Here is a 23,370-nt window from a genome sequence, read left to right on the forward strand (position 1 = left end):
TAACATAGCCCCCTAGCTAGTGAATCATGGAACGCAATAGGCCGAACCTCCCGCACTCGATCAACTTCACCTAAAAATTTTAATCATTAATGCTGTAAATCATGACTATGAATATCCAACAGGCGCTCAACCACATTACCAAGAACATTCATTTGACTCAGCCTCAAATGGAAGAAATTATGCGCAGCATCATGCAAGGTGAGGCAACCGAAGCACAAATTGGTGCTTTAATGATGGGCCTACGCATGAAAGGTGAAAGCATTGACGAAATGACGGCTGCTGCACGCGTCATGCGCGAATTTGCGATCAAGATCGATGTTAGTGATATCAAACATTTAGTTGATATTGTGGGTACTGGTGGTGATGGCCAAAATTTATTTAACGTCTCTACAGCTTCAAGCTTTGTCATTGCAGCAGCAGGCGCAACCATTGCAAAACATGGTAACCGTGGCGTTTCAAGTAAATCGGGTTCATCAGACCTACTTGAACAAGCAGGTATTCATCTTGATTTAGATATGCAACAAACCGAGCGCTGTATCCGTGAAATGGGTGTAGGTTTCTTGTTTGCACCAAACCATCACAAAGCCATGAAATATGCTGCTGGCCCACGTCGTGAACTTGGTATTCGAAGTATTTTTAATTTACTTGGCCCACTGACCAACCCGGCTGGTGTAAAGCGATTTGTGATTGGCGTATTTTCAGATGAACTGTGTCGCCCAATTGCCGAAGTGATGAAACAACTAGGTGCTGAACACGTGATGGTTGTTCATTCAAAAGACGGTCTTGATGAAATCAGTCTTGCCGCTCCTACTGCTATTGCCGAACTCAAAGATGGTGAAATTACTGAGTGGACGCTTAATCCTGAAGATGTGGGAATTGAGTCGCAAACTTTAAGTGGTTTGGTTGTCGCTGATGCAACAGCAAGTCTAAAGTTAATTAAAGATGCTTTAAGCAAAAATAAATCCGATATTGGTGAAAAAGCAGCAAACATGATTGCGCTTAATGCAGGTGCAGGCATCTATGTGGCGGGCATTACCAAAACTTATGCTCAGGCTGTTACATTCGCTCAAGATATTATCTATGGCGGACAGGCTTTAGAAAAAATGAGTGTTTTGGCTGAATTTACCAAAACATTAAAGCAATCTCAGGCAGATTAAGGATTTCTCATGATTAATATTCAAAATACCATTTTAGGTAAAATTGTTGACCGTAAACATGAGGAACTTGCTGCGCGTTTAAAGCAACGTAATTTGCAAGATGTTGAAGAACTAGCAAAAGCTGCGACTCCAGTTCGAGGCTTTGCAAATGCTTTAAAACATAAACGCCCTGGTGTAATTGCTGAAATTAAAAAAGCGTCTCCATCAAAAGGAATTATTCGCGCAGACTTTAATCCTGCCGAAATTGCCCAGCAATATGAACAAGCTGGAGCAGCATGTCTATCGGTACTGACCGATGTTGATTTCTTTCAGGGAGCAGATGAAAATATTGCGATTGCTCGCAATCATTGTGCCCTCCCTGCTTTACGTAAAGACTTTCTGATTGACCCATATAATGTAGTTGAAGCTCGTGCTTTGCATGCTGACTGTATTTTATTAATCGTTGCTTGTTTGTCTGACCAGCAACTCGAAGAAATGTCTAAAACTGCGTTTGAACATCAACTTGATGTATTGGTTGAAGTTCATGACGAAGAAGAAATGGAACGCGCTTTAAAGCTTTCTGAGCAATGTTTATTAGGCGTGAATAACCGTAATTTAAAAACGTTTGATGTAGATTTAAATACATCCATTCGATTGAAAAAATTACTTCCGACCTCACGTTTATTAATTACTGAAAGCGGTATTGCTACACCAGATGATGTACATATGATGCAAGAGCATGATATTCACAGCTTCTTGGTGGGCGAAAGTTTTATGAAACAACCTCGTCCAGATCAAGCTTTTACTGCCCTTTTTGGACAACCCCAAACGGTTTAATGAAGATATATGAGTAATAAAGATTCTTCGCTTTCTAAAGAGCAACAGAAGTTATTGAAGCAATTTAAAAAGCAAATCTCCAATCCTCATTCAAGCAAAATCACAAATCAGCCTGAGACTAAAAAATCTCAGGCTGAGTCTGAAGAATTGGAAGATACCCATCTGTTTCAACAGGCTGTTGCAGGTGTAAAACGCATCAACAACAGCAATGTTGCCGATGTAAAAACACCTCGTACCAGAAAAGTCGACGCACAAACGCTAGCGAAACGTGCAGCTGCCGAAGGTGGTCCTGACACCGAACATGCTGAGTTATCCGATACTCAAGCTGCTTTAAATCCGGTCGCAAGCCAAGCAACGCTAAGCTATCGCATTGCGACTCTTCAACATAAAGTTTTTGAAGATTTAAAAGCAGGCAAGATGCGTTGGTTTGAAGCTGTAGATTTACACGGCTGCACGATTGAGCAAGCACGTGACGCAGTTTTACAAATTATCCAGATGGCAAAAGATGAAAATCAAAATGTCATCAAAATTGTGCATGGTAAAGGCCCAGAAGCAGTCTTAAAAACCTATGTCAACGGATGGTTACGTCAACACCGCGATGTTTTGGCTTTTGTAAGTGCCCCTGAAAATCAAGGTGGTACAGGTGCCGTTCTCGTACTGCTTAAACGTGCAGAAAAAAATCCTAAGTTCGAACAAAAAAAATGATCCTTTGGGATCATTTTTTTACATCAAATACTTGTAATAATTGAGCAACTACTGCAATGGCAATCATTGCAGGTTGTTTCGATGAAATTCCTTCTACCCCGATCGGGCAAACCAAACGTTGTAATGTTTCCTGAGTATAACCACGTATTTGCATACGCTTTTCAAAAATAGCCCTTTTACTTTTTGAGCCAATCATCCCAACATAAGCAAATGGTTTTGCCGCAGGTTTCAAGGCTGAAAAACATAGTTGCAAATCTAATTGATGGTCATGAGTTAATATTAAAATTGCGCCTAAACGGTCAAAATGCTCGATCTCGGCGTCTAAGGTATCAGTCGTTAAGCATTGCACCTGTTGCAGTAAATCTGGTGGAAAAATATCATCACGTGGATCAATCCATTTCACCCGAACACCAATAGGTAATAAACAACGGACAATTGCTTCACCCACATGCCCCGCGCCACAAATCAGCACTTGCATGACATTTGGTTGAATCTGCTGGCCAAATTGCCATTCTTCACTGCTGCCAGAATGAAACTCGAAACTTGGTTGTTGTTCCATATCCATAGTCTGCCAAGTGGATGCATATTGATGTGAGACGTTACGCCATATATGCTTTCCAGCTCGCCATGCTTGCAAACTCCCAGATAAATCCGACGCAATTTCAGCGGGTGATATTTTTTCAAACAATAACCACATTACTCCGCCACAACACTGCCCTAACCGAGCACTGAGGTTAAAGCGTTCAATACGCCTCACACTAGTTTCCGTTTCTTTTAACATTGCTTTAGCGATATCAATCGCCTGAAACTCTAAATGCCCGCCACCGATCGTATCTGACTGCTGCCATTGCTGTTGTAAATTAAACCGCAATAACATGGTTGCACCAACTTCTCGTGGTGTTGAACCATCAGCGCGAACTACTGTGACCAATACCATAGGCACAGCATCGACTTGCCACGCTACAAAATCAGCCCACCATTGTAAATGTTGCATAATCTTCTACATTTTAGCTTGTAGACGGTTAGCCAAAGCCTGTCCTCGTCCAATCGCAATTGCACGTAAAATTTCCTCGGCAGTTGCTGGAGCATTGAGCACGAGCGGAGCTTTTTCGGGAATAGCCGCCTGTACCGCCTGACGAATTGCAGAGAAAACAGATAATGCCAACATAAATGGCGGTTCACCTACAGCTTTGGAGCGGTAAATGGTGTCTGCCTGATTTTGATTATTGAACAGTTTGACATTAAAAATATGAGGAATATCTACACTGGTCGGGATTTTATAAGTTGAAGGCGCATGGGTAAACAAACGGCCTGCGTGTGGTCCCTGCGGCTGCCAATACAGCTCTTCTGTCGTAAGCCATCCCATCCCTTGCACAAAACCGCCTTCAATTTGTCCAATATCAATTGCAGGGTTAATTGACCGCCCGACGTCATGCAAAATATCAGCGCGCAATACTTTCATTTCCCCAGTTAAGGTATCTATTGCGACCTCACTGACCGCTGCACCATAGGCATAATAGAAAAATGGACGCCCCAAATGGTTGACCTGATCATAGTGAATTTCTGGAGTTTTATAAAAACCACTGTCCCATAGTTGTACACGTGCCATATATGCTCGTTGAACCAAGTCAGGAAATGTCCATGAATGACCATTCGCTGTTGAAACCATACTATCTTCAAACTGGACTTGTTCAGCTTCACTTTGACTTATTTCGGCTGCAAGTTTAGCCAGACGCTCACGAATTTTAATACAGGCATTTTGAACAGCTTTACCGTTTAGATCTGCGCCACTTGATGCTGCAGTTGCCGAAGTATTTGGTACACGAGAAGTATCGGTTGCAATTAAACGAACGCTATCGATTGGTAAACCCAACTCATGTGCAGCGATCTGCCGTACTTTGGTATATAGCCCTTGTCCCATTTCTGTACCACCGTGCGTAATCGCGACAGTGCCATCCATGTACACATACACCAGTGCACCTGCCTGATTGTAATGTACGGCATTAAACGAAATACCAAACATTAATGGGGTTAACGCAATACCACGCTTAATGATGTGATTGTTCTGATTAAAGGCATGAATGTCTTGTTTGCGTTTCGCATAATCGCTAGTCTGCAATAATTCAGCTACCAATTTTGGCGCAACATTATCACGGACTTCTGCCCCATAGTGCATACGGTCACGTCCGGCACCGGGCTGTTCAGCAAAGAAATTACGTTGACGAATTTCAACCGGGTCACAACCTAAATAACGAGCAATGTCATCAATAATATTTTCGATGACAAACATGCCTTGCGGTCCACCAAAACCACGGTATGCGGTATTAGAAACAGTATTGGTTTTACAACGTAAGTTACGTAGCTCAACTGCATTTAGATAATAGGCATTGCCAATATGGCAAATCGCACGTTCATTCACTGGCCCAGAAAGATCAGCCGAAAAACCGCAGTTTGAAGCCAGTTGTACCTTTAAGCCTTGCAGAACACCACTGTCATCAAAAGCTACAGACCACTCATAAGCAAAACCGTGACGTTTGCCTGTAGCACTCATGTCATCATCACGATCTAAGCGTAATTTACACGGACGGCCTGTTTTTTGTGCTGCCAAAGATGCAATGCATGCCCACTGTGCCGACTGCGACTCTTTACCACCAAAACCACCGCCCATACGGCGGCTTTCCACACTCACCTGATGCATATTCATGCCTAGTGCATGACAAATCAGCAGCTGCATTTCGGTTGGATGTTGCGTTGAGCAATAGACTTTTAAGCTCTGATTTTCTTGTGGAATCGCATAAGAAATCTGTCCTTCAAGATAAAAATGCTCTTGCCCACCCAGCTCAATAGCACCTGAAAGTTGATGTGCTGCGTTTTGAAATGCCTGCTCAACTTCACCATGGCTAAATTCAACAGGCGGTAACACCCACGATTCTTTTTTAATTGCATCTTGAATCGTTAAAATTGGGGTTTCGGGCACATACTCAATTTTTGCTAAGCGAACTGCCTGACGGGCTTGCTGATAACTCTCAGCAACAACCACGAACAAGGCTTGTCCATAAAACTCAACCTGCTCTTCGGCAAAAATTGGGTCATCTTTTACAATTGGTCCCCAATTATTTTCAACATCAATATCCTTTGCCGAAAAAACTGCACGAACACCGTCAGCCTGACGCACGGCATCCAAATCAAATTTAATAATTTTGCCTTTGGCACAATTTGAAAATCCGACTGCCAAATGCATGGTATTTTCAAGCTCGGGTAAATCATCAATATAGGTTGCCTGCCCAGTTACATGTAAATGTGCACTTTCGTGTGGAATCGAGTCGCCTGCTTTAGCGGATTTTTTAGAAACACTTAAGTCAATGGTTTGATTCATGTTAGATCTCCACCATAGTAATCAAATCATTCACACGAGTAATCGTTTGAGACAGGACTTTTTCTATATAAAACCGCTGTAAACAGTTTTTCGCGACGTGTAAACGATATGCCGAGCTAGCACGTCCATCATCTAAAGGTTGATAGTCTTGCGACAATGCTTCTTGTGCATGAACGATCAATTCTGTTGCAAGTTGTTGGCCTTCCAATATGGCTTCTGCATATTTTGCACGTTTGGGAATAGCAGCCATGCCACCAAAAGCAATTCTTACATTGTGAGCGACACCATCATTATCTAGCTCACATGAAATGGCTGCACATACCGCAGAAATATCTTGCTCAAATCGTTTGGCAATTTTATAGCTGGCAAATTTAAAACGCGTCTGCCCTTCACGAAGTGGAATAACAATCGTCTCAACAAACTCACCGAGCTGTAATGCTGTTTTTTGATAATCTAAATAAAAGTCTTCCAAAGCAATTTCACGGGTCTGCACACCTACACGCAAAATCAATCGTGTAGCTAGCGTAATTAATGCCGGCATTGAATCACCAATAGGCGAACCATTAGCAATATTTCCACCTAGTGTTCCTGCATTTTTAATCGGCATGGAAGCAAAACGGCGCTGTAATTCTTGAAAGTCGGGATAAAAATCTGAAATTTTAATGAGTGCATCACTCAAACTTACATTTGCCCCAATCGTTAAAGCATGGTCTGTGACTACAATCTTTTTCAGCTCTTCAACTTGACCGATATAAAGCATATCGCCCAAATCACGGCCTTGCTTTGTTACCCACAAACCTACATCTGTGCTACCTGCAACAATACGTGCTTGCGGCAACTGTAAACGTAAAGTAGAGAAATCCTGCAAGGTCTTTGGTGCAAAAAATTGCTGACCATGATTATTTAAATACAATGCAGGTAATGCTTTGATTTCTTTTAATACATCAATTACTTTTTGACGTTCTAATACAACACGTGGATAGTCATAAGCTTTTTGTGCTGCATCTAAAATAGGGCGATAGCCTGTACAGCGACATAAGTTTCCAGAAAGATAATCACTGATTTTATCTTTGCTTGGAGAATGTTGTTCATTTTCATACATTGACCATAACGACATGATAAAACCGGGTGTACAAAAACCGCATTGGGAACCATGCATATCGACCATCGACTGTTGAACTGGATGAAGTGTCCCATCTTGTACAGGCAATAAGCTATGAAGGTCTTCTACTGTAAATAGAGCTTTACCATCTAAAGTGGGTAAAAACTGAATACACGCATTCACACTACGTAATTGCAGGTTGTCATTGACCAGCTCACCAATCACTACCGTACATGCACCACAATCGCCCTCAGCACAGCCCTCTTTTGTACCAGTCTGTCTGGTTTTACCATTTTGAGTATATTCTCGTAGAAACTGTAAAATCGTCATTGTGGGTAGGACATTTTCTACTTGATGCTGACCGCCACGAAAAAAGAAGGTGATTGGACGTTCTGACATGTCTTATCCTTGTGTTTTATAATAATGCTTTTGTGCAAATATGATGCCATGAAGCGATCATTTAGAACTTACCCATATTAAACGCACATTTCATGTCCAACCACTTGACTATTAACGATAAAAAACATGAAATTTATTCATCTTTTATTAAGCCTGCGCAAAACCAAAATAAATATAGTGCGAGGATTTATGAACATCAGGTCATGTTTCTGATACAATGCCGAGCTTGTCTAATAGAGTAAATTTATACGTCTTATGTCAATGCAGCAATCGTACGCAAATATCCTGACTGCCGTCGGTGAAGATCTTGATCGTCCCGGCCTTAAAGATACGCCTGTGCGTGCGGCTAAAGCTTTTTCATATTTAACTTCTGGCTATAGTAAAACTTTAGAAGAAGTCACCAATAATGCTGTTTTCCCATCAGATAACCATGAAATGGTATTGGTGAAGAATATTGAATTCTATTCGCTTTGCGAACATCATCTCCTCCCATTCTACGGCCGTGTTCATGTTGCCTATTTACCGGAAGGCAAAGTTCTTGGTCTATCTAAATTTGCACGTATTACCGAGATGTTTGCTCGCCGTTTGCAAATTCAGGAAAATCTGACTCAACAAATCGCAGAAGCTGTCGCAGAAGTGACTGGTGCTCGCGGTGTTGCTGTAGTCATCGATTCAGCACATATGTGTATGATGATGCGTGGTGTAGGCAAACAAGAATCTACCACCCGTACAGTTTCATTTGTCGGAGATTTTAAAACCGATAAAGAAGCACGTCGTGAATTTTTAAGTGCAGTACCAGAAAGCTATTAATCTGGTTTTACTACCAAAATAAAAGCCCGCCGAAGTTGGGCTTTTTTATATCTATTTAAAGCACTTAACCAATAAAACATAACAATCAAATTAGGTGATTTTTGTTATAAAAGTACGCATCTTTATTTTTAAACGATTTAGAGTTAATCATGCGATTTAAAAAAATTTCTTGCTTACTTTTACCCCCTCTTTTTATTTTTAGTACCTCAATTTATGCGGGCAATACACCAAAAGACCAAGAAATTAAAAAACTGGTAGATCAAAATTTTAAACCTTTATTAGATAAATATGATGTGCCAGGTATGGCTGTGGGTGTTATTCAAAATAATAAAAAGTATGAAATGTATTATGGTCTTCAATCTGTTCAAGATAAAAAAGCCGTAAATAGCAGTACCATTTTTGAGCTCGGTTCAGTCAGTAAATTATTTACCGCGACAGCAGGTGGATATGCAAAAAATAAAGGAAAAATCTCTTTTGACGATACGCCTGGTAAATATTGGAAAGAATTAAAAAACACACCGATTGACCAAGTTAACTTACTTCAACTCGCAACGTATACAAGTGGTAACCTTGCCTTGCAATTCCCAGATGAAGTACAAACAGACCAACAAGTTTTAACTTTTTTCAAAGACTGGAAACCTAAAAACCCAATCGGTGAATACAGACAATATTCAAATCCAAGTATTGGCCTATTTGGAAAAGTTGTTGCTTTGTCTATGAATAAACCTTTCGACCAAGTCTTAGAAAAAACAATTTTTCCGGGCCTTGGCTTAAAACATAGCTATGTAAATGTTCCTAAAACTCAGATGCAAAACTATGCTTTTGGCTATAACCAAGAAAATCAGCCAATTCGTGTTAACCCTGGTCCGCTAGATGCTCCTGCATACGGCGTTAAATCGACACTACCAGACATGCTGAGTTTTATTAATGCCAACCTCAACCCACTGAAATATCCGAAAGATATTCAACGTGCAATTAATGAAACACATAAAGGTTTCTATCAAGTCGGCACCATGTATCAAGCCTTGGGTTGGGAAGAATTTTCTTATCCAGCGCCTTTACAAACTTTATTAGACAGTAATTCAGAGCAAATCGTGATGAAGCCTAATAAAGTGACTGCCATTTCCAAAGAACCTTCAGTTAAGATGTTCCACAAAACTGGCTCAACAAATGGCTTTGGAACTTATGTGGTGTTTATTCCAAAAGAAAATATTGGTTTAGTCATGTTAACCAATAAACGTATTCCAAATGAAGAACGCATTAAGGCAGCGTATGCAGTATTAAATGCAATAAAGAAATAATCGTCTTGTCTAAAAACAAAAAAAGAGAAATGAATAAACTCATTTCTCTTTTTTTATACATTTATTCTTTAAAAGAACCAAACATATCCTAGACTTGATTTCATCCAGTCTTGATGGTTTTGTTGCTCATAGTCCCAATTCAATCGAACGGCATTATTGCGATTAATCACATATTGCCACTGAGTATTTACTCTCAAATTCCATTGGTTTTGATCTTCCCAATATGGCAATTCAATTTGCACCACAGAGTTGAAACGCTCAAACCATTGATTCATACAACCTAAAGTTGGCCCCATTCCTACGCGCCACCCTTTATCTAGATTTGAACCTGTTTGTACATAGGTTTGTACTTGTCCATAGCAAATATGCTTTCGCCCATAGTCTGCAAGACTGTAACCGACCTGAGCATTAAAGCTTGCTACGCCGTGTTGTTTGTCTTCACTAAAGCTTCCATCATGAATGGCTTCTTGACGCCAACCTAAATTAAAACCCCAACTCAGCGGTGTTTTAAATGGTTGAATTGGGTTATAAGAGTTCACTTCTAACAGATCAAGACGTTCTAGTTTTAAATGGTCATTTCGCCACTGCGCGTTACCATTTAAAAATAGTAATTGAGTACCGGCACGATATCCGCCTTGAGGGTCTATTAAGTCATGGTAGGCTTGCCGATGACCAAGTTCAATAAACTTATCTCCTTGAACCTCACCAGCTTTCACTGAAAGATTACGCGCGTTATGACCTTGAGTTGGTTCCTTTGCTGGTCTTTTTGGTTCTTGACGTTGCTTATCTAAATCAATCTGACTTCTGAGTGCTAAAAGCTGACGTAACTGCGGCTGAGCAATGCTTTCTTCAACTTTACGACCAATAAACTGTAGATATAAATCATCGTAAGCCATCTCGAGGATTTTAGCCTGATCCTGCTCAGTAAATGATTTTAAAATCTGAGAAGAATGCTGTATAGGCAGCATCGCAATTTGATGAGCGACCTTCGCCAGTGAGGCACCATGCTGATGAGCTTGGGACAATAATTGGGTTTCTAAAGCAGGTCGATATACAGGAGCTTTGGTGAGTCCCTGCTGCTGCATCGATTTAATGGTTTCCATTGGAATGGATGCATAAGTAAATTTTTCTTGTAATTTAGATTCAGGTTTTACTAAATCCACTAATCCCAACAATCGATAGGCACAGTTATCACTCACAAAGTAATAAGGGAAACTCACATGTTGCATTTCCCAAATGTGAGACACCAAGAAACGTGTTTCCTCAGGAGTTAAATTTAGCTCATATTCCCATAAATCACGGCTTTCAAAATCGCCATATTCTTTTACTTTACGGTAATAAGGCATTAGTGAATATTCACCCGGATACTGCCCTGTTAAACCTTTCCATGCATATGACCAGTTGTCGTTGCCTGCCACCGTTGCTGCATAATTTACAGCATAGGAAACTAAATTTAATTGTTGCTGATCTTTTGGGTCTAAACGCAATAAAGTATGGCCAAACATCGAGCTCGGATTGCCCATAAAATCGGTCGCATAAATTAATGTCGCTTTGTAGGGCTTAATTTGCCCAATCCAATTTTCAAATTCGGTACACTTTACTTGAGGCAATTCATTTTCTTGAATGCCGACTTTTTGCATGAGCCATTGGCTACGCGCAGGGAACTTACAACGAATCGACTGATTATCTTGAGCAGGCATAAATAATGCCGAGATATCCGCTTTCAGCTCTTCTTTTAGATTATTTTTTCCATTTTTTGATAGGAAATAGCCACCGTAAGTGACCTCACTTTTCTGGTTTTTATTGGCATACATGAGCCTTTGCCATGTAATGTCTTGATCTAGATTTTGTTGTTCTGCAATTGACCAATATTTTTGAATAGATGGATTTATATCTGCTGAATAAGCAATATTCACTGCCAAAGAGGCAAAAACTAAAACAACTGACTTCATTAAGCTCATCAATTTTTATCATTAAATATAAGAAAAACCCTGCCATACGACAGGGTTTTCAGTTTCAAACTTATACGTAAGCTTTTAAAACGTCATCTTTAGCCATTACTGTTTGTAATGATGCTAAAACTTGAAGCGTATTTTGATTATTTGCAGAATAGATTTCACCAAAGTTTGCTTTTGAAACTTTAAAGAAACGATCTTTGTCTTGAGGTTTAATTTGCATTAACTCAGCAAGTACGTTCAGGCTTTCACCTTGGCCTACTGCCATATCACGTGCTAAAGCTTCAGCATTTTCATTTGTGAATGTAACCACTTGCGCAGTTACTGTTCCGCCTTGACGGCAGCCTAAAGTACCAAAAGTAATCCCTAGTAATTGGTTAGTAAAAATACCATTTGTTGTTGCAGCAAGAATTTTAGGCACCACTCCTTTTTGGCCAGCCCATACTTGCGTACCCACACCACAACCTACATCGTTATCAGCCATAGCAACACTTGAACCAGCTGCTAACAAAGCAGCTAAAGCTAATTTTTTTAACATAGATGTATATCTCCAAAATCATTATTGATTGTTTCTTATGTATTGTTATGTGTAATTCTTATTACACGATATTAAAGATAGCGAGAAGGCTGTGATTTAGCAATTAAAAAATAAATAATATGATGAAAAGTGCTAACGAAAAAATTTACCTTAGATTCCAGTTACCTTGATTATCTCGATGACCTAATATTTTAAGCACGAGAACCAAACTTAAAAGTAATAATAAATACCATGACCCCAGTTTACCCCAACCTACCATATGCCAAGCATCTACCTGACTTGGATAGAGCCAGATTTTATAAAAAGTACTAATATTTTCAGCAATCCAGATTAGAAAAGCGAGGGTCAACAATACAGGTAACATCGGGATTTTAAATTTATGCTCGTTGAGCTGAAAATAAAGTTTGGTCTTCCAAAAAATAAAAATACTGATCGCAAATAAAATATAGCGAATATCAGGTACAAAAAATTTACTCATAAAGTTTATATATGAGAAAAATGCCAGTAAAAGCATCGTTCCAAAACTTGGGAGTTTTTCAAAAGAAACTTGAAACAGTCGAATTGACCGTGCAAAAAAACTACCTACAGCCGAATACATAAAGCCTGCAAATAAAGGCACAGTTAAAATTTTAAATACCGCAGGCTGAGGATATTGCCATGACGCAATCGCGGGATGCGTTAAAAATATTTCCATGACCATCGCCATGACATGAAATAAAGCAATAACTTTGGCTTCTGCCCATGATTCAAGTTTTAAATATAAAAGACAGATCTGAATCAGCACTGCATAGATAAGTAAATAATCATAGCGATAAAAACCCATATATTCATGGCTTCCCATCGGCGCTGTTAAAGCAAAAGCAATTAAAAGCAGAATACCAAACAAGGCTGCCGAAACAGCCTTGCCGATAAAATGAATGGGTAAAATCAGATGGCGCACAAAAACTATCCTAGATATTTAGCACTATACTCATGCACTGTATCTACAAAGATTTTTGGTTGCGCAGGGTCTACCCACTGGGTAATACCGTGGCCTAAGTTAGCAACGTAACCTGTTTTTTCACCGTTTGCGTAAGCATCGTCTAACATTGCTTTTACTGCTTTTTCAATTGAAGCAGCAGAGCCATATAAAACAGCAGGGTCAAGATTACCTTGTAGCGCTACACGTCCCGACACAATATTACGAGCTGTATTAAGTGGAGTAGTCCAATCTAAACCTAATGCATCTGCACCAGTCGTAATCATTGGCTCTAACCATTGACCGCCACCTTTGGTGAACACAATAACAGGAATACGTCGGCCGTCTTTCTCACGCTGTAAACCTGCAATGATTTTATTCATGTAGTTTAAAGAGAATTCGACGTATTCACGGTGTGCCAATGCCCCGCCCCAGCTATCAAAAATCTGGATCGCCTGAGCACCTGCATCAATTTGAGCATTTAAATAATCAATAACTGAATCTGCTAAATGATCAAGTAAGGCATGCAAAACTTCTGGCTGCGCATACATCATTTGCTTGGTGAAACGGAACTCTTTACTTGAACCACCTTCAACCATATAAGTTGCAAGCGTCCAAGGACTACCAGAAAAACCAATCAGTGGAACTTGTCCACCTAAAGCTGAGCGAATTGTACTTACCGCATTCATTACATAATCGAGGTCTGATTTTGCATTTAACTTGGGTAAATTCGCCACATCTTGTTCAGTACGTACCGTTTTTTGAAACTTAGGACCTTCTCCTGTTTCAAAATAAAGCCCTAAACCTAATGCGTCAGGAATTGTTAAAATATCTGAAAATAAAATCGCTGCGTCTAAGTCGTAACGGCGTAAAGGCTGCAAAGTCACTTCACAAGCAAATTCTGTATTTTTACATAGAGATAGAAAGTCGCCTGCTTTTGAACGTGTTTCACGATATTCAGGCAAATAACGTCCCGCTTGACGCATCATCCATACCGGTGTGGTATCTACAGGTTCGCGTAACAAAGCTCGTAGGAAACGATCATTTTTCAAAGTCGTCATTACCAATCTCTATATTCTTTATGTGGCAGCATCATATCAAAAACATAAAGATTTTTATAATTTCAATTTCACACAAAAAACTCGTCAATCTACTAAAAAATGCATATTTACACAAAAGTCTACTGCAAGCAGCAAGGTTTTCTGCAATACTTGCAACATGTTACATCGGGTCTATTGATATTCTTTTAACCACTAAACTGCCAATCTTGGGCTCATAGAGATGAGTTATTGGTAGTTTTATGCACTTTTAGATTAGATCATGCCCCTATTGCTTATATGAAAATTCTTAAGGTTGAATTACATGTTTGTTCGCTCATTACTCGCTATGAGTTTAAGTTGTATTATTGCTAATGTTGCTTTTGCTGCTTCAACAACTGAGCAACCCCTGAACCCTAAAAAGGTATCAGCTCCTGTAGAAGATCCGATTGATCCTTTAGCAGTAGATGCAGCTTCAACTGTAAAAGCTCAAGCTTCGACACAAATTACCGCTCAAGAACAAAGTGACTTAAATCGAGCGTCAACAACATTACAAAATTTGCAAAAAACTGAAGACCAAAATGCTGATTCAGGTATTGCCGCTTCAGCACCGGTAGCCGTAGCTAAAACGACCACAACAACTGCAAAGACTTCAGCTCCAGCAGTTTCTTGGACATTAGATAGCTTAAATTCGGCTGAATGGTATGAAAATATTGGTAAAGGCCAGTTTCCAGTTTACGCTCGTGCTCACGTCATGCTAAATAATGCACATGCATCACCAGGTGCAATTGACGGTATGAGTGGCAAAAACACTTTAAAAGCAATCTCTTCATTCCAGCAAATGAATGGTTTATCACCTACTGGTGAACTGACTAAAGAAACTTGGGATGCACTAGTTGCTAAGCAAATAAAACCTTCATTTATTGAATACACCATTACTGATGCCGATTTAAAAGGCCCATATGCACAATCAATTCCTTCTGATTATGCTTTACAGGCTAAAATGAAAGGTTTGTATTACACTCGTGTTAGCGAAATGTTGGGCGAAAAGTTTCATATCGATGAAGCTTTCTTAAAAACAATCAATCCAACAGCAACATTCAAAAAAGCGGGTGAAAAAATCATTGTTCCAAACGTACGCAATGATTTACCAGAAGACATTCATTTGATTATTGCGCATAAAGGTGCAAAACAATTGTATCTCTTCAATAGCCGTAACCAAATGATTGCGTCATTTCCTGCAACAATTGGCAGTACTGATACGCCTTCTCCGACCGGTACTTACAAGGTAGTTGGTGTGGCTCGTAATCCTTGGTATAGCTACTCACCATCAAACTTTATTCAAGGTAAAAACTTGAAACCTCTTTCTTTACCACCTGGTCCAAATGCACCTGTAGGTAATATCTGGATTGGTTTAAGTAAAAAATCTTTTGGTATTCACGGGACACCAAACCCGTCTTTAATTTCTAAAACAGCTTCTCACGGTTGTATCCGTTTAACGAACTGGGATGCTAATGATTTAGGTAATAAAGTACGTTCAGGCGTAACTGTTAAATTCCTTGAGTAATCCATCTAAAAAGAAAGCCTGCTTTACGCAGGCTTTTTTATTAAATTTTTACTATATCTCACTAGAATACTTAGTTATTGTTTTGATTATAAAAATAAAACCAGCCTAGGTTTACTAATTACACAGCAATTTTTGTATTTAGAATATTCAACATGGTTTGCATTTTAGCTTCTGTTTCTAACCATTCAGCTTCAGCATCTGATCCTTCCACAATCCCCGCACCAGCATATAAGCGCATTTTATTTTCACTGAGTAGACCACATCGAATCGTGACTACCCATTCTCCATTACCCTCGGCATCCATCCAGCCTACTAACCCCGTGTAATAATGTCGGTCATAACCTTCATGATCTAAAATAAACTGCTTAGCAACATGAGTTGGTGAACCACAAACCGCTGGTGTTGGATGTAATTCTAATGCAAGGTTTAATGCATTCGGTGCCTGTTGTTTGAGCATACCTTGGAATTCTGATGATAAATGCAGCATTGTTGATGTTTCTAAAATATCTGGAAATTCAGAAACCTTAAGCTCTACACAATGAGTGGCTAAATTTCTAATAATATTTTCAACCACAATTCGATGTTCATGTTGGTCTTTCTCAGAATGATTTAATTCTTGTTGGCTGACGAAATTTTTTTCAGAAATCGGTGATTTGGGCCTAGAACCGGCCAAAGGATTACTGGTTACAATACGACCTTGTTTTGATAAAAGCAGTTCTGGGCTTGCGCCTAGAATATAATCATTATGTTCTACTGGAATCACAAAATTATAAGCATTTGGATTTTGTTTTAATAAAGCAGCCAATAAATTTTCTGGCTCTTGATGATGGTTAAACTCATATTCAACAGCCTGAGAAAGAACAACTTTTTCTACCTTCTTTTTTTCAAAAGCATCTAAAGCTAACTGTACTGTACCTTCAAATTTTTGGCGTTGAATGAGTAATGATTTATTAATTACCTCAATGTTATTACGTTTTTTTAATGAGTTAATCGTAGAAGATGCTTGTGTTATTTTTTTATGATCAGCATAAAAATTTAAGCTACTTTTCTTTGTAATATCAAAAGGTATAGCACCAATTAAAACTGGATTTTGATGGCCTTGCTTTTTAATTTCTTCAAAACATTTTGCAATCCCCTCATTAAATAGTGCGGTATTTGCTGCAGGTGTATTTAGCGTTTTAACGAATTCGTTCACTTCGAGATAATAATTTTTCGTAGAGAAACATGAAAATTTCTTTTGACCGATATGATCTAAATTTTGCTCTACTGATATTTGAGTCTGCATCATCTGTATATCACCTCTCACATTGATTTTTTTCAAGCAAATTCTGTAGTACTTCTTTTTAAATATAGGAGTATAAAAATACTGAAACACACATTAATGCAAATGATTATTATTATCAATAATAAAATTAGTTTTCAATACAAGAAATTGTAATTATCTCGTTATTTGTATAAAAAAATTGAACTTTAATCTCTAGATTTATCCCGATTGAACTTTCTTGACTAAGGTAAAAATAAAGAAACTCGCCATCTAGTTTTTTAAAATTTATATTTTTAAAATCAATAATTTGCTTATATTTTAAATAAATTACTTTAATGATACTTTCTTTAGCAGAGAATATTACCAAATATAAATATGCATGACTTTTTTGCAGCTTTTCAATTTCTGCTTGTTCGTTTTTATTTAGAAAAACATCATAAAATTCATCTTTCTTTTGAAAAAAAATATAATATTTTTGAGACTCTATATCGATCCCAAATATTTTTTCTTGAACCGTGTTATTTCTAGCATATGCGATGGCATGACATGATTTTTTTGATCCAACATGGCTAATCCCACCTATCACTCCTTCGGGCCATAGGGGTTCCCCATGTTTACCTTGATGAACAACAAAATCTTGTAAATTAATGTTTTGTAATGCATATTTTGCTGCTAAGCGTCCCGTCAAGAACTCTAATTGACGAATGAAGCGTGAGCTTTTTATATTCGGTGGAAGAAATATATTCAGCTCCTGATAGATATGATCAAGCTGAGGTATTTCTTTGATTTGGTTGAGCTGGACTTTATGTATATCTAACCCGAAAGCTGTTAGCTTTTCATATTGAATATTTATTTCATCCAGACATGAATTAGCCCCTCTACTTAACTGCTTCTCCGTATTCATAGCCTGTACTTTATTCAATATTCACGGTCAATGTTTCAACGATGGCAGCAATGTTTTTAAGCATCTTTACTCGGGTCTCGGGATTGAGAAAGTAGAAATGGTCCCCTTCAAACTCAATACTTCCTAACCAATTTTCTGTGTGTTGTTGCCATGCATCCATCATTCTCTTATTAGGAATATCAGGGTCCTGTTTGCCATAAAATGCAACGATCGGAACCTCAGTCTTGTGTATGTTCTCGCTAAGCAATTGATCACTAAGATAGAAGTCATTACGAATGATTTTGAGAAAGAATGTGAGTGCATCCTGATTATTTAAAATTTCGTCAGGAAAATTATTGTATCGTTTTAATTCATCAATAATTTTTTCATCAGTTAGCTCATGCTTGTACCGCATATGTTGAATATAGTGATGCTCAGGTCGGCTACTTATAACGATTAATCTCAACTGATCAATTATGGGTTTTTCATTCAAATAATTGAGTACTTTCCAAATCAAGCCACCTCCCACACTATGTCCAAATAAAATAAACGGCTTGTCTGAGTAAGCTTGTATTTCATTGGCAATTTGCATAGCCAATAGATCAGGTTCATCAATCAATGGTTCATTTATTTTTATACCATGACCCGAATATTCAATAGGAATAATACGAATATTGTCAGAGATCTGCTTTTTCCATAGATGATAAATACTTGCGCTACTCCCCGCAGGCGGTAAACAGAACATATTATATTGATGTTTATTCACTTAAGAATTCTCCAAATATTAAGCATTTTTCTTTTATAAAAAATGCTTAAATCAGGTTTCTGCTCTATTTTTTAAACAGAAGTTGAAGCTAAATTGATAGTTTGAGTCGGTTGCCAAATGGCTGAGTCACGATGTGTGACAAAAATAACCGTAGAAGAAAGAGCACGTATCGTTGTAACAATTTCCTGCTCAGTCTCTTCATCCAAGGCAGAGGTTGCTTCATCAAGTATTAAAATCGGCGCATTTTTGAGTAATGCTCGGGCAATTGCGACCCGCTGACGTTCACCACCAGACAATGCGGTGCCTTGTTTACCAACCGATTGATTAATTCCTTCTGAACTACGGTCAATCATTGCTCCTAATGCGGCATCTCTTGCAGCCTTTTCTATTTCATCATCAGTTGCATCAGGTTTACCTAAACGGATATTTTCAGCCAGTGTACTTGTGAACAAAATAGGTTCTTGTGTGACATAAGCAATATTCGAGACCAAATCTTCATATTTCATTTGATCAAGAGCTATGTCACCTAGGGTAATTTTTCCTCTTTGTGGATCATCAAACCGTGTAAGCAATTCAAGTAAAGTACTCTTACCACTACCGCTTGGTCCGGTAACCCATACTCTGCTCCCCAATGCGATGTCGAGAGTCATATTTTCAAGTGCTGGCGCATAGCTAACGCCTTGTACCGAAATATGATGGCCAGTAGGAATTTGAGGGTGTAATGGCTCAGGCAACTCAGGTGGATGGGTGATCTGATTAAAATTGCGCAGTGCAGCAAACAAATCATTGATATGCAACCCTGCGGTAGCAAGTTCACCTAACGGCGCTGCTGCACGTCCAATTAAGACGAGTAATGCCAACACCAAAGCAGCATGATTGACACCAGCAAGTACCAGATAAGTTGCCATCCCAGCAATCGGTAAAACACTTGCCAAGGTTGCAACAAAACTTGCAAATGCAGCAGCACGGTTGATCCGTACTAATGTCTCTTCTTGCTCTTCCCAACGATGTTCTAGCCTTTGGACCGCACGTTCTGGTCCCGCGGCTGTGCGTAATAACTCAACATGATCAACCAATTCCAACGTTGCTTGTGAAGCAGCTAAATCGGCAGTATTACGTTTTTTATCAATATGCATGAGTGCACGTTGTGCTAGGAATTGAGCAAATAAAGAGAGTAAAAGTAAGCCTAAAGCGACAAATGCTACGCCTGCTCCGGCAAGCATGCCTATTCCTATTGTTAGAAACAAAGGCATAAAAGGCGCATGTAAAAAGGTTTGCAATTGATGAGCAGGGATACTCATAAACCCAGGAATTCCCTGTCCAGCAATTGTCTTAATCTGAGCACGCTGTTCATTGGTAAACCAAGAGAGCTTGGCACGAGCTAAAGATTTGCCTAACTCAGCAAATAGGTCACCTGCTAAACGCACACCAGTAAGGAAGCCAGCACGAGTGACTATAACTGTCACTAATATTGCTGCAATTGCACTGATGAGAACCCAACTTGGAGACCATTGATTGACAATTGCAAATGCCAATACGGTATATGCGATTGCTTCAATTGCTGCAACAATGATCCATCCGATACCAACAATAATTAATTTTTGTTTGGCTGAACGAGGAAGCATCGAAAAAATCTGATCTTTATTTAATTTAGCAGCAGTATTCATAAAGATTTCCCTGAGTCAGTTGGGCCGTTAAGCACTAACCTGCTGTCGGCATAAGCAGCTAAGGCAAGATCATGAGTGACCATAACGATGGTTTTATTCTGGTTTTTAGCTAAGTGGCTTAATTCCAATATTATTTTTGTCGCATTGGTCTGGTCGAGTGCGCTCGTTGGCTCATCTAATAAAATAATAGGAGCTGAAGATAAAAACGCACGCGCTATTCCTAGGCGCTGTTTTTCACCGCCTGAAAGTAAAGTTGCATCTGCCTTTAAATCTACTTTTAGTTGGGCCTTGAGTAATGCCTGCTCAAGTTGTTCATCATTTGCATTAATGACAGATAAGGACAAGTTTTCTCTTACTGTGGTCGGTAATACATCTCCACCTTGTGGAATAAACAAAACCTTTTCATGTCTTAGTTTTTCATGTAATTGCAAAATATCTGTTTTTGCTAATTGAACGACACCTTCTTGCAATACAGCGAACCCAGCAAGTGCTCGCAGTAAGGTTGTTTTTCCAACTCCACTTGGCCCTGTAATTGCAGTCATTGAATTTTTTGGAAATGAATAACTTAATCGATCCAATACTTTTTGATTTTCAATTGCAAAGCTTGCATTCACTATTTCAAGTGTTACATCTTGCTCAATCTGTTGTAGATTGCCCGATGAGAGTACTGGCTCTTTTAAGAATGCAGATAAACGACTAGCTGCAGCTCGCCCAGCAGCGACATAATCAAGACCATGCCCTAAACGTAGTGAAGGTGTCACGATGGCCAAACTAAAGAAAAGTGTTGCAGCCAAGGTCATGCTGTCGTATTGATAAGCTACAAAATAGGCTATGGCAAAGGTTGCAACAGCTTGTAGTAATGCAGTGGCAACAGCAGCAAGTGTTGCCACTTTACTCACCCAAGACACCATATTTTGAGTGAAATTTTGTGCTGCTTGAGTATAGGCTGTTAAAGCGCCAGATTGTTGCCCATATATTCGGTTATCACGAATGCCGCGCGCATAGTCATCAGCAGAACCAATAATATCTAACATGACCTGCATACGCGCAGCGCCATCCCGTTTTGATACATGGGGAACAATAATTAAATAATAGAGTGAAGCTATTGCACCAGGTAATAATACCCAAAGGGCCATCGGGCCAACCAACACAACTAATAAAACAATAGAAACTAAAGGGATTACAGCAAAAATCGCAATTTCCGACGGTAAATGCGCCACCATATGGTGTAAGGTTGCGATATCGTCGGAAACCAATCGTTTTAAGCTTTGGTCACCCTGTTTTGATAGGGTTGTGGTCGGTAACCGAATTAAATGATGAGCAATTTGACGACGTAATCGTGCCGAAAATCCAGCCTCTGCATCATGCACTAACCATGAAGCTAGTGCTGCCAATGCTGCCCCAACTATCCAAAAAACCGCTGAAAAGATCACCCAATAAGAAGATAAATAACCAATCAACTGAATCATGCCCCACAGGGCAGTTAAAATAGCTAAACCTGAAAATACGGCAGCAAGCGTTCCTGCAAATAATTTAGGAAATGCTGGCTTGAGTGCAGGTGCCAAGGAAGAGTCTGTCATCAGATGAGATAACTTTAAATCAGACATGCTTATCTCTCTTTATATTCATAGAAAAAGCGGTACTTAAAATAAAATCTCGCTTCAATTGACCGGCAAGAATTGCTATTTTCGGCTTTAAAAAAGCATGAATAAGAAAATCATATAAAAAGTATTTTTTTAAAAACTTTAATTGCATCAAAAAATTCCTAACCACCCTATCAAAATATTTTTAGATCATTTTCTAGACTGTAAAAATTAATATGGATTTGTCTAAATCATTCTGGTTGATATGACTAAAAACCAACTGTACGTTTAGAGGCACCTTGTAGATCAAAAATAACGTCATCAATTAAGTTATCAATCTGACGTGTATCTCGGTGATGTGCCGTAGTAATTAAATGAGCCATATTTCCAGAGGTTGCCAGATAATGCTTTTTCCAGATGTGCTCTGAAGGACACGGAAATACCACAGTGATTGAATTCGGATTCCGCCAAGCAGGAATGCCCACTGCTTGAAAGCGATCAACTGCGTACTGGGCCATTTTTAGACAATGTTGAATTCTCTGCCGTCTTTGTAAATTGGTTTGGCTACGTATTGCCGCCCACATCAACAAGACAGTATGGCCATTGCGAGAACCACTAATGGTTTGATCACGTGTAGAGATATAGTCAACATCTACCGATATACGCTCTACATTTTGGCGTTTGGCCACAACAATGCCACACGGAATCGGTGAACCAATCATTTTATGACCAGACACACAGATCGAGTCGATGCCATGAGCAAAGGAAAACGCTTGAGGATGATCAACAAAAGGTAAAATCATGCCACTCAAGGCAGCATCGGCATGAATATAATAATCTCGGCGCATGATTCCGATTTGCGCTAAGCGCTCTTGAATTATTTCAATATCATCAATTGCGCCGGTCATGGTCGTACCAATATTTGCAAAAATAATGGGATGACTTTCTTTATTGGTTTTTATTTTACGGATTAAATCATCATAGTCGATTTCACCATTATCCAATGATTCGATCACACAAGATTTCATCTGCAATAATTTGGCGATTTTTCCCACCGAATAATGCGTATCTTTTGAGTAATATAATGTGGAATCAGGAAATAGCTCACGCGCCAGATAGCAGCCAAACATATTACCTTCTGTGCCACCATTGGTTACGTATCCCCAGCTTTCTTCAAAGGGAATTTGAAAAATTTCAGCAAAATACGCCATCACATCTTTTTCAAAATCAAAAGAATTCAATGCGTAATTGCTATAGTCTTTCCAATCACCACAATTATTAATAGAGAATTTGAAAAAACGGAATAAAGCGGAATAATCAAAATCTGCAGATTCAGGATATCCAATATTGAAGTATTGATGTTTTAAACAGTAATTCCAGAATGTCTCTATTCTCTCTTGATCAGCAGGCGATAAAATCATTTTTTGCTCCGTTAATATGACGATTACAAGTCGTCTAAGGAGTCGCTATCAAAGATATAAATTTT

Annotated in this window: 19 protein-coding genes; 6 read left to right on the top strand and 13 right to left on the bottom strand. The window is 39.0% G+C overall.

Features of this window, described 5'->3' with window-relative positions; genetic code table 11:
• Positions 1-107: 107 nt before the first annotated feature.
• Genes trpD through J536_RS12220 form a run of 3 tightly spaced genes read left to right on the top strand, consistent with a single transcriptional unit; the run spans position 108 to position 2,678 of the window.
• The gene (gene trpD, locus J536_RS12210; RefSeq protein WP_002118605.1) at positions 108-1,157 is read left to right on the top strand and encodes an anthranilate phosphoribosyltransferase; all 1,050 of its coding nucleotides are present in this window, start codon (positions 108-110) and stop codon (positions 1,155-1,157) included.
• A 9-nt stretch (positions 1,158-1,166) separates the two neighbouring features.
• A complete protein-coding gene (gene trpC / locus J536_RS12215; RefSeq protein ID WP_032035720.1) occupies positions 1,167-1,973 on the top strand; it encodes an indole-3-glycerol phosphate synthase TrpC in 807 nt (268 codons plus the stop codon).
• Positions 1,974-1,982: 9 nt separating this feature from the next.
• Positions 1,983-2,678: a Smr/MutS family protein gene (locus J536_RS12220; RefSeq protein WP_017398622.1), complete on the top strand. Its 696-nt coding sequence runs from the start codon at positions 1,983-1,985 to the stop codon at positions 2,676-2,678.
• Between the two features lie 10 nt (positions 2,679-2,688).
• Here the strand turns inward: J536_RS12220 and xdhC are convergent, their stop codons facing one another.
• From xdhC to xdhA, 3 genes are read right to left on the bottom strand one after another with little or no spacing between them, the layout of a single operon-like run.
• Entirely contained in the window at positions 2,689-3,672 is a 984-nt protein-coding gene (gene xdhC, locus J536_RS12225) for a xanthine dehydrogenase accessory protein XdhC (protein WP_032055363.1), read from the bottom strand.
• A gap of 6 nt (positions 3,673-3,678) precedes the next feature.
• Positions 3,679-6,054 carry a xanthine dehydrogenase molybdopterin binding subunit gene (gene xdhB / locus J536_RS12230; protein WP_032055362.1) on the bottom strand — a complete coding sequence of 792 codons (2,376 nt, stop codon included), beginning with the start codon at positions 6,052-6,054 and terminating at the stop codon, positions 3,679-3,681.
• Between the two features lies 1 nt (position 6,055).
• Entirely contained in the window at positions 6,056-7,555 is a 1,500-nt protein-coding gene (gene xdhA / locus J536_RS12235; RefSeq protein ID WP_032063039.1) for a xanthine dehydrogenase small subunit, read from the bottom strand.
• Between the two features lie 261 nt (positions 7,556-7,816).
• Between xdhA and folE the strand changes: the two genes are divergently transcribed.
• A complete protein-coding gene (folE, locus tag J536_RS12240) occupies positions 7,817-8,365 on the top strand; it encodes a GTP cyclohydrolase I FolE (protein WP_002118643.1) in 549 nt (182 codons plus the stop codon).
• Positions 8,366-8,514: 149 nt separating this feature from the next.
• The gene (locus J536_RS12245) at positions 8,515-9,666 is read left to right on the top strand and encodes an extended-spectrum class C beta-lactamase ADC-43 (RefSeq protein WP_032055358.1); all 1,152 of its coding nucleotides are present in this window, start codon (positions 8,515-8,517) and stop codon (positions 9,664-9,666) included.
• A gap of 68 nt (positions 9,667-9,734) precedes the next feature.
• Here J536_RS12245 and J536_RS12250 read toward each other — a convergent pair whose 3' ends face one another.
• The 4 genes from J536_RS12250 to hemE all read right to left on the bottom strand — a co-directional run bounded on the left by J536_RS12250 (position 9,735) and on the right by hemE (position 14,178).
• Positions 9,735-11,627, bottom strand: coding sequence for a DUF4105 domain-containing protein (locus J536_RS12250; RefSeq protein WP_032055357.1), 1,893 nt, complete (start codon positions 11,625-11,627; stop codon positions 9,735-9,737).
• Positions 11,628-11,688: 61 nt separating this feature from the next.
• Complete coding sequence (locus tag J536_RS12255) at positions 11,689-12,159, bottom strand: DUF3015 family protein (protein WP_002118800.1); 471 nt, start codon at positions 12,157-12,159, stop codon at positions 11,689-11,691.
• Positions 12,160-12,304: 145 nt separating this feature from the next.
• Positions 12,305-13,099, bottom strand: coding sequence for a DUF817 domain-containing protein (locus J536_RS12260; protein WP_017398629.1), 795 nt, complete (start codon positions 13,097-13,099; stop codon positions 12,305-12,307).
• A gap of 5 nt (positions 13,100-13,104) precedes the next feature.
• Positions 13,105-14,178 carry a uroporphyrinogen decarboxylase gene (gene hemE / locus J536_RS12265; protein ID WP_017398630.1) on the bottom strand — a complete coding sequence of 358 codons (1,074 nt, stop codon included), beginning with the start codon at positions 14,176-14,178 and terminating at the stop codon, positions 13,105-13,107.
• A 301-nt stretch (positions 14,179-14,479) separates the two neighbouring features.
• Between hemE and J536_RS12270 the strand changes: the two genes are divergently transcribed.
• A complete protein-coding gene (locus J536_RS12270; RefSeq protein ID WP_032055352.1) occupies positions 14,480-15,721 on the top strand; it encodes a L,D-transpeptidase family protein in 1,242 nt (413 codons plus the stop codon).
• A 118-nt stretch (positions 15,722-15,839) separates the two neighbouring features.
• On the opposite strand, the gene basJ is transcribed toward J536_RS12270, so the two are convergent.
• The 6 genes from basJ to basG all read right to left on the bottom strand — a co-directional run bounded on the left by basJ (position 15,840) and on the right by basG (position 23,305).
• The gene (basJ, locus tag J536_RS12275) at positions 15,840-17,009 is read right to left on the bottom strand and encodes an acinetobactin biosynthesis isochorismate synthase BasJ (RefSeq protein ID WP_032055351.1); all 1,170 of its coding nucleotides are present in this window, start codon (positions 17,007-17,009) and stop codon (positions 15,840-15,842) included.
• Positions 17,010-17,133: 124 nt separating this feature from the next.
• The gene (locus tag J536_RS12280; RefSeq protein ID WP_032055350.1) at positions 17,134-17,889 is read right to left on the bottom strand and encodes a 4'-phosphopantetheinyl transferase family protein; all 756 of its coding nucleotides are present in this window, start codon (positions 17,887-17,889) and stop codon (positions 17,134-17,136) included.
• A 10-nt stretch (positions 17,890-17,899) separates the two neighbouring features.
• Complete coding sequence (gene basH, locus J536_RS12285; protein ID WP_032055348.1) at positions 17,900-18,634, bottom strand: acinetobactin biosynthesis thioesterase BasH; 735 nt, start codon at positions 18,632-18,634, stop codon at positions 17,900-17,902.
• Between the two features lie 71 nt (positions 18,635-18,705).
• Positions 18,706-20,301: an acinetobactin export ABC transporter permease/ATP-binding subunit BarB gene (barB, locus tag J536_RS12290; RefSeq protein ID WP_032055347.1), complete on the bottom strand. Its 1,596-nt coding sequence runs from the start codon at positions 20,299-20,301 to the stop codon at positions 18,706-18,708.
• Positions 20,298-21,908, bottom strand: coding sequence for an acinetobactin export ABC transporter permease/ATP-binding subunit BarA (gene barA, locus J536_RS12295; RefSeq protein WP_032055345.1), 1,611 nt, complete (start codon positions 21,906-21,908; stop codon positions 20,298-20,300). Before barA ends, barB begins: the two co-directional genes overlap by 4 nt.
• Positions 21,909-22,153: 245 nt before the next feature.
• Positions 22,154-23,305, bottom strand: a complete 1,152-nt coding sequence (basG, locus tag J536_RS12305) for an acinetobactin biosynthesis histidine decarboxylase BasG (RefSeq protein WP_032063040.1) — start codon at positions 23,303-23,305, stop codon at positions 22,154-22,156.
• Between the last annotated feature and the right edge of the window lie 65 nt (positions 23,306-23,370).

This window comes from Acinetobacter sp. 809848, assembly GCF_000581275.1.
Taxonomy (GTDB): Bacteria; Pseudomonadota; Gammaproteobacteria; order Pseudomonadales; family Moraxellaceae; genus Acinetobacter; species Acinetobacter pittii.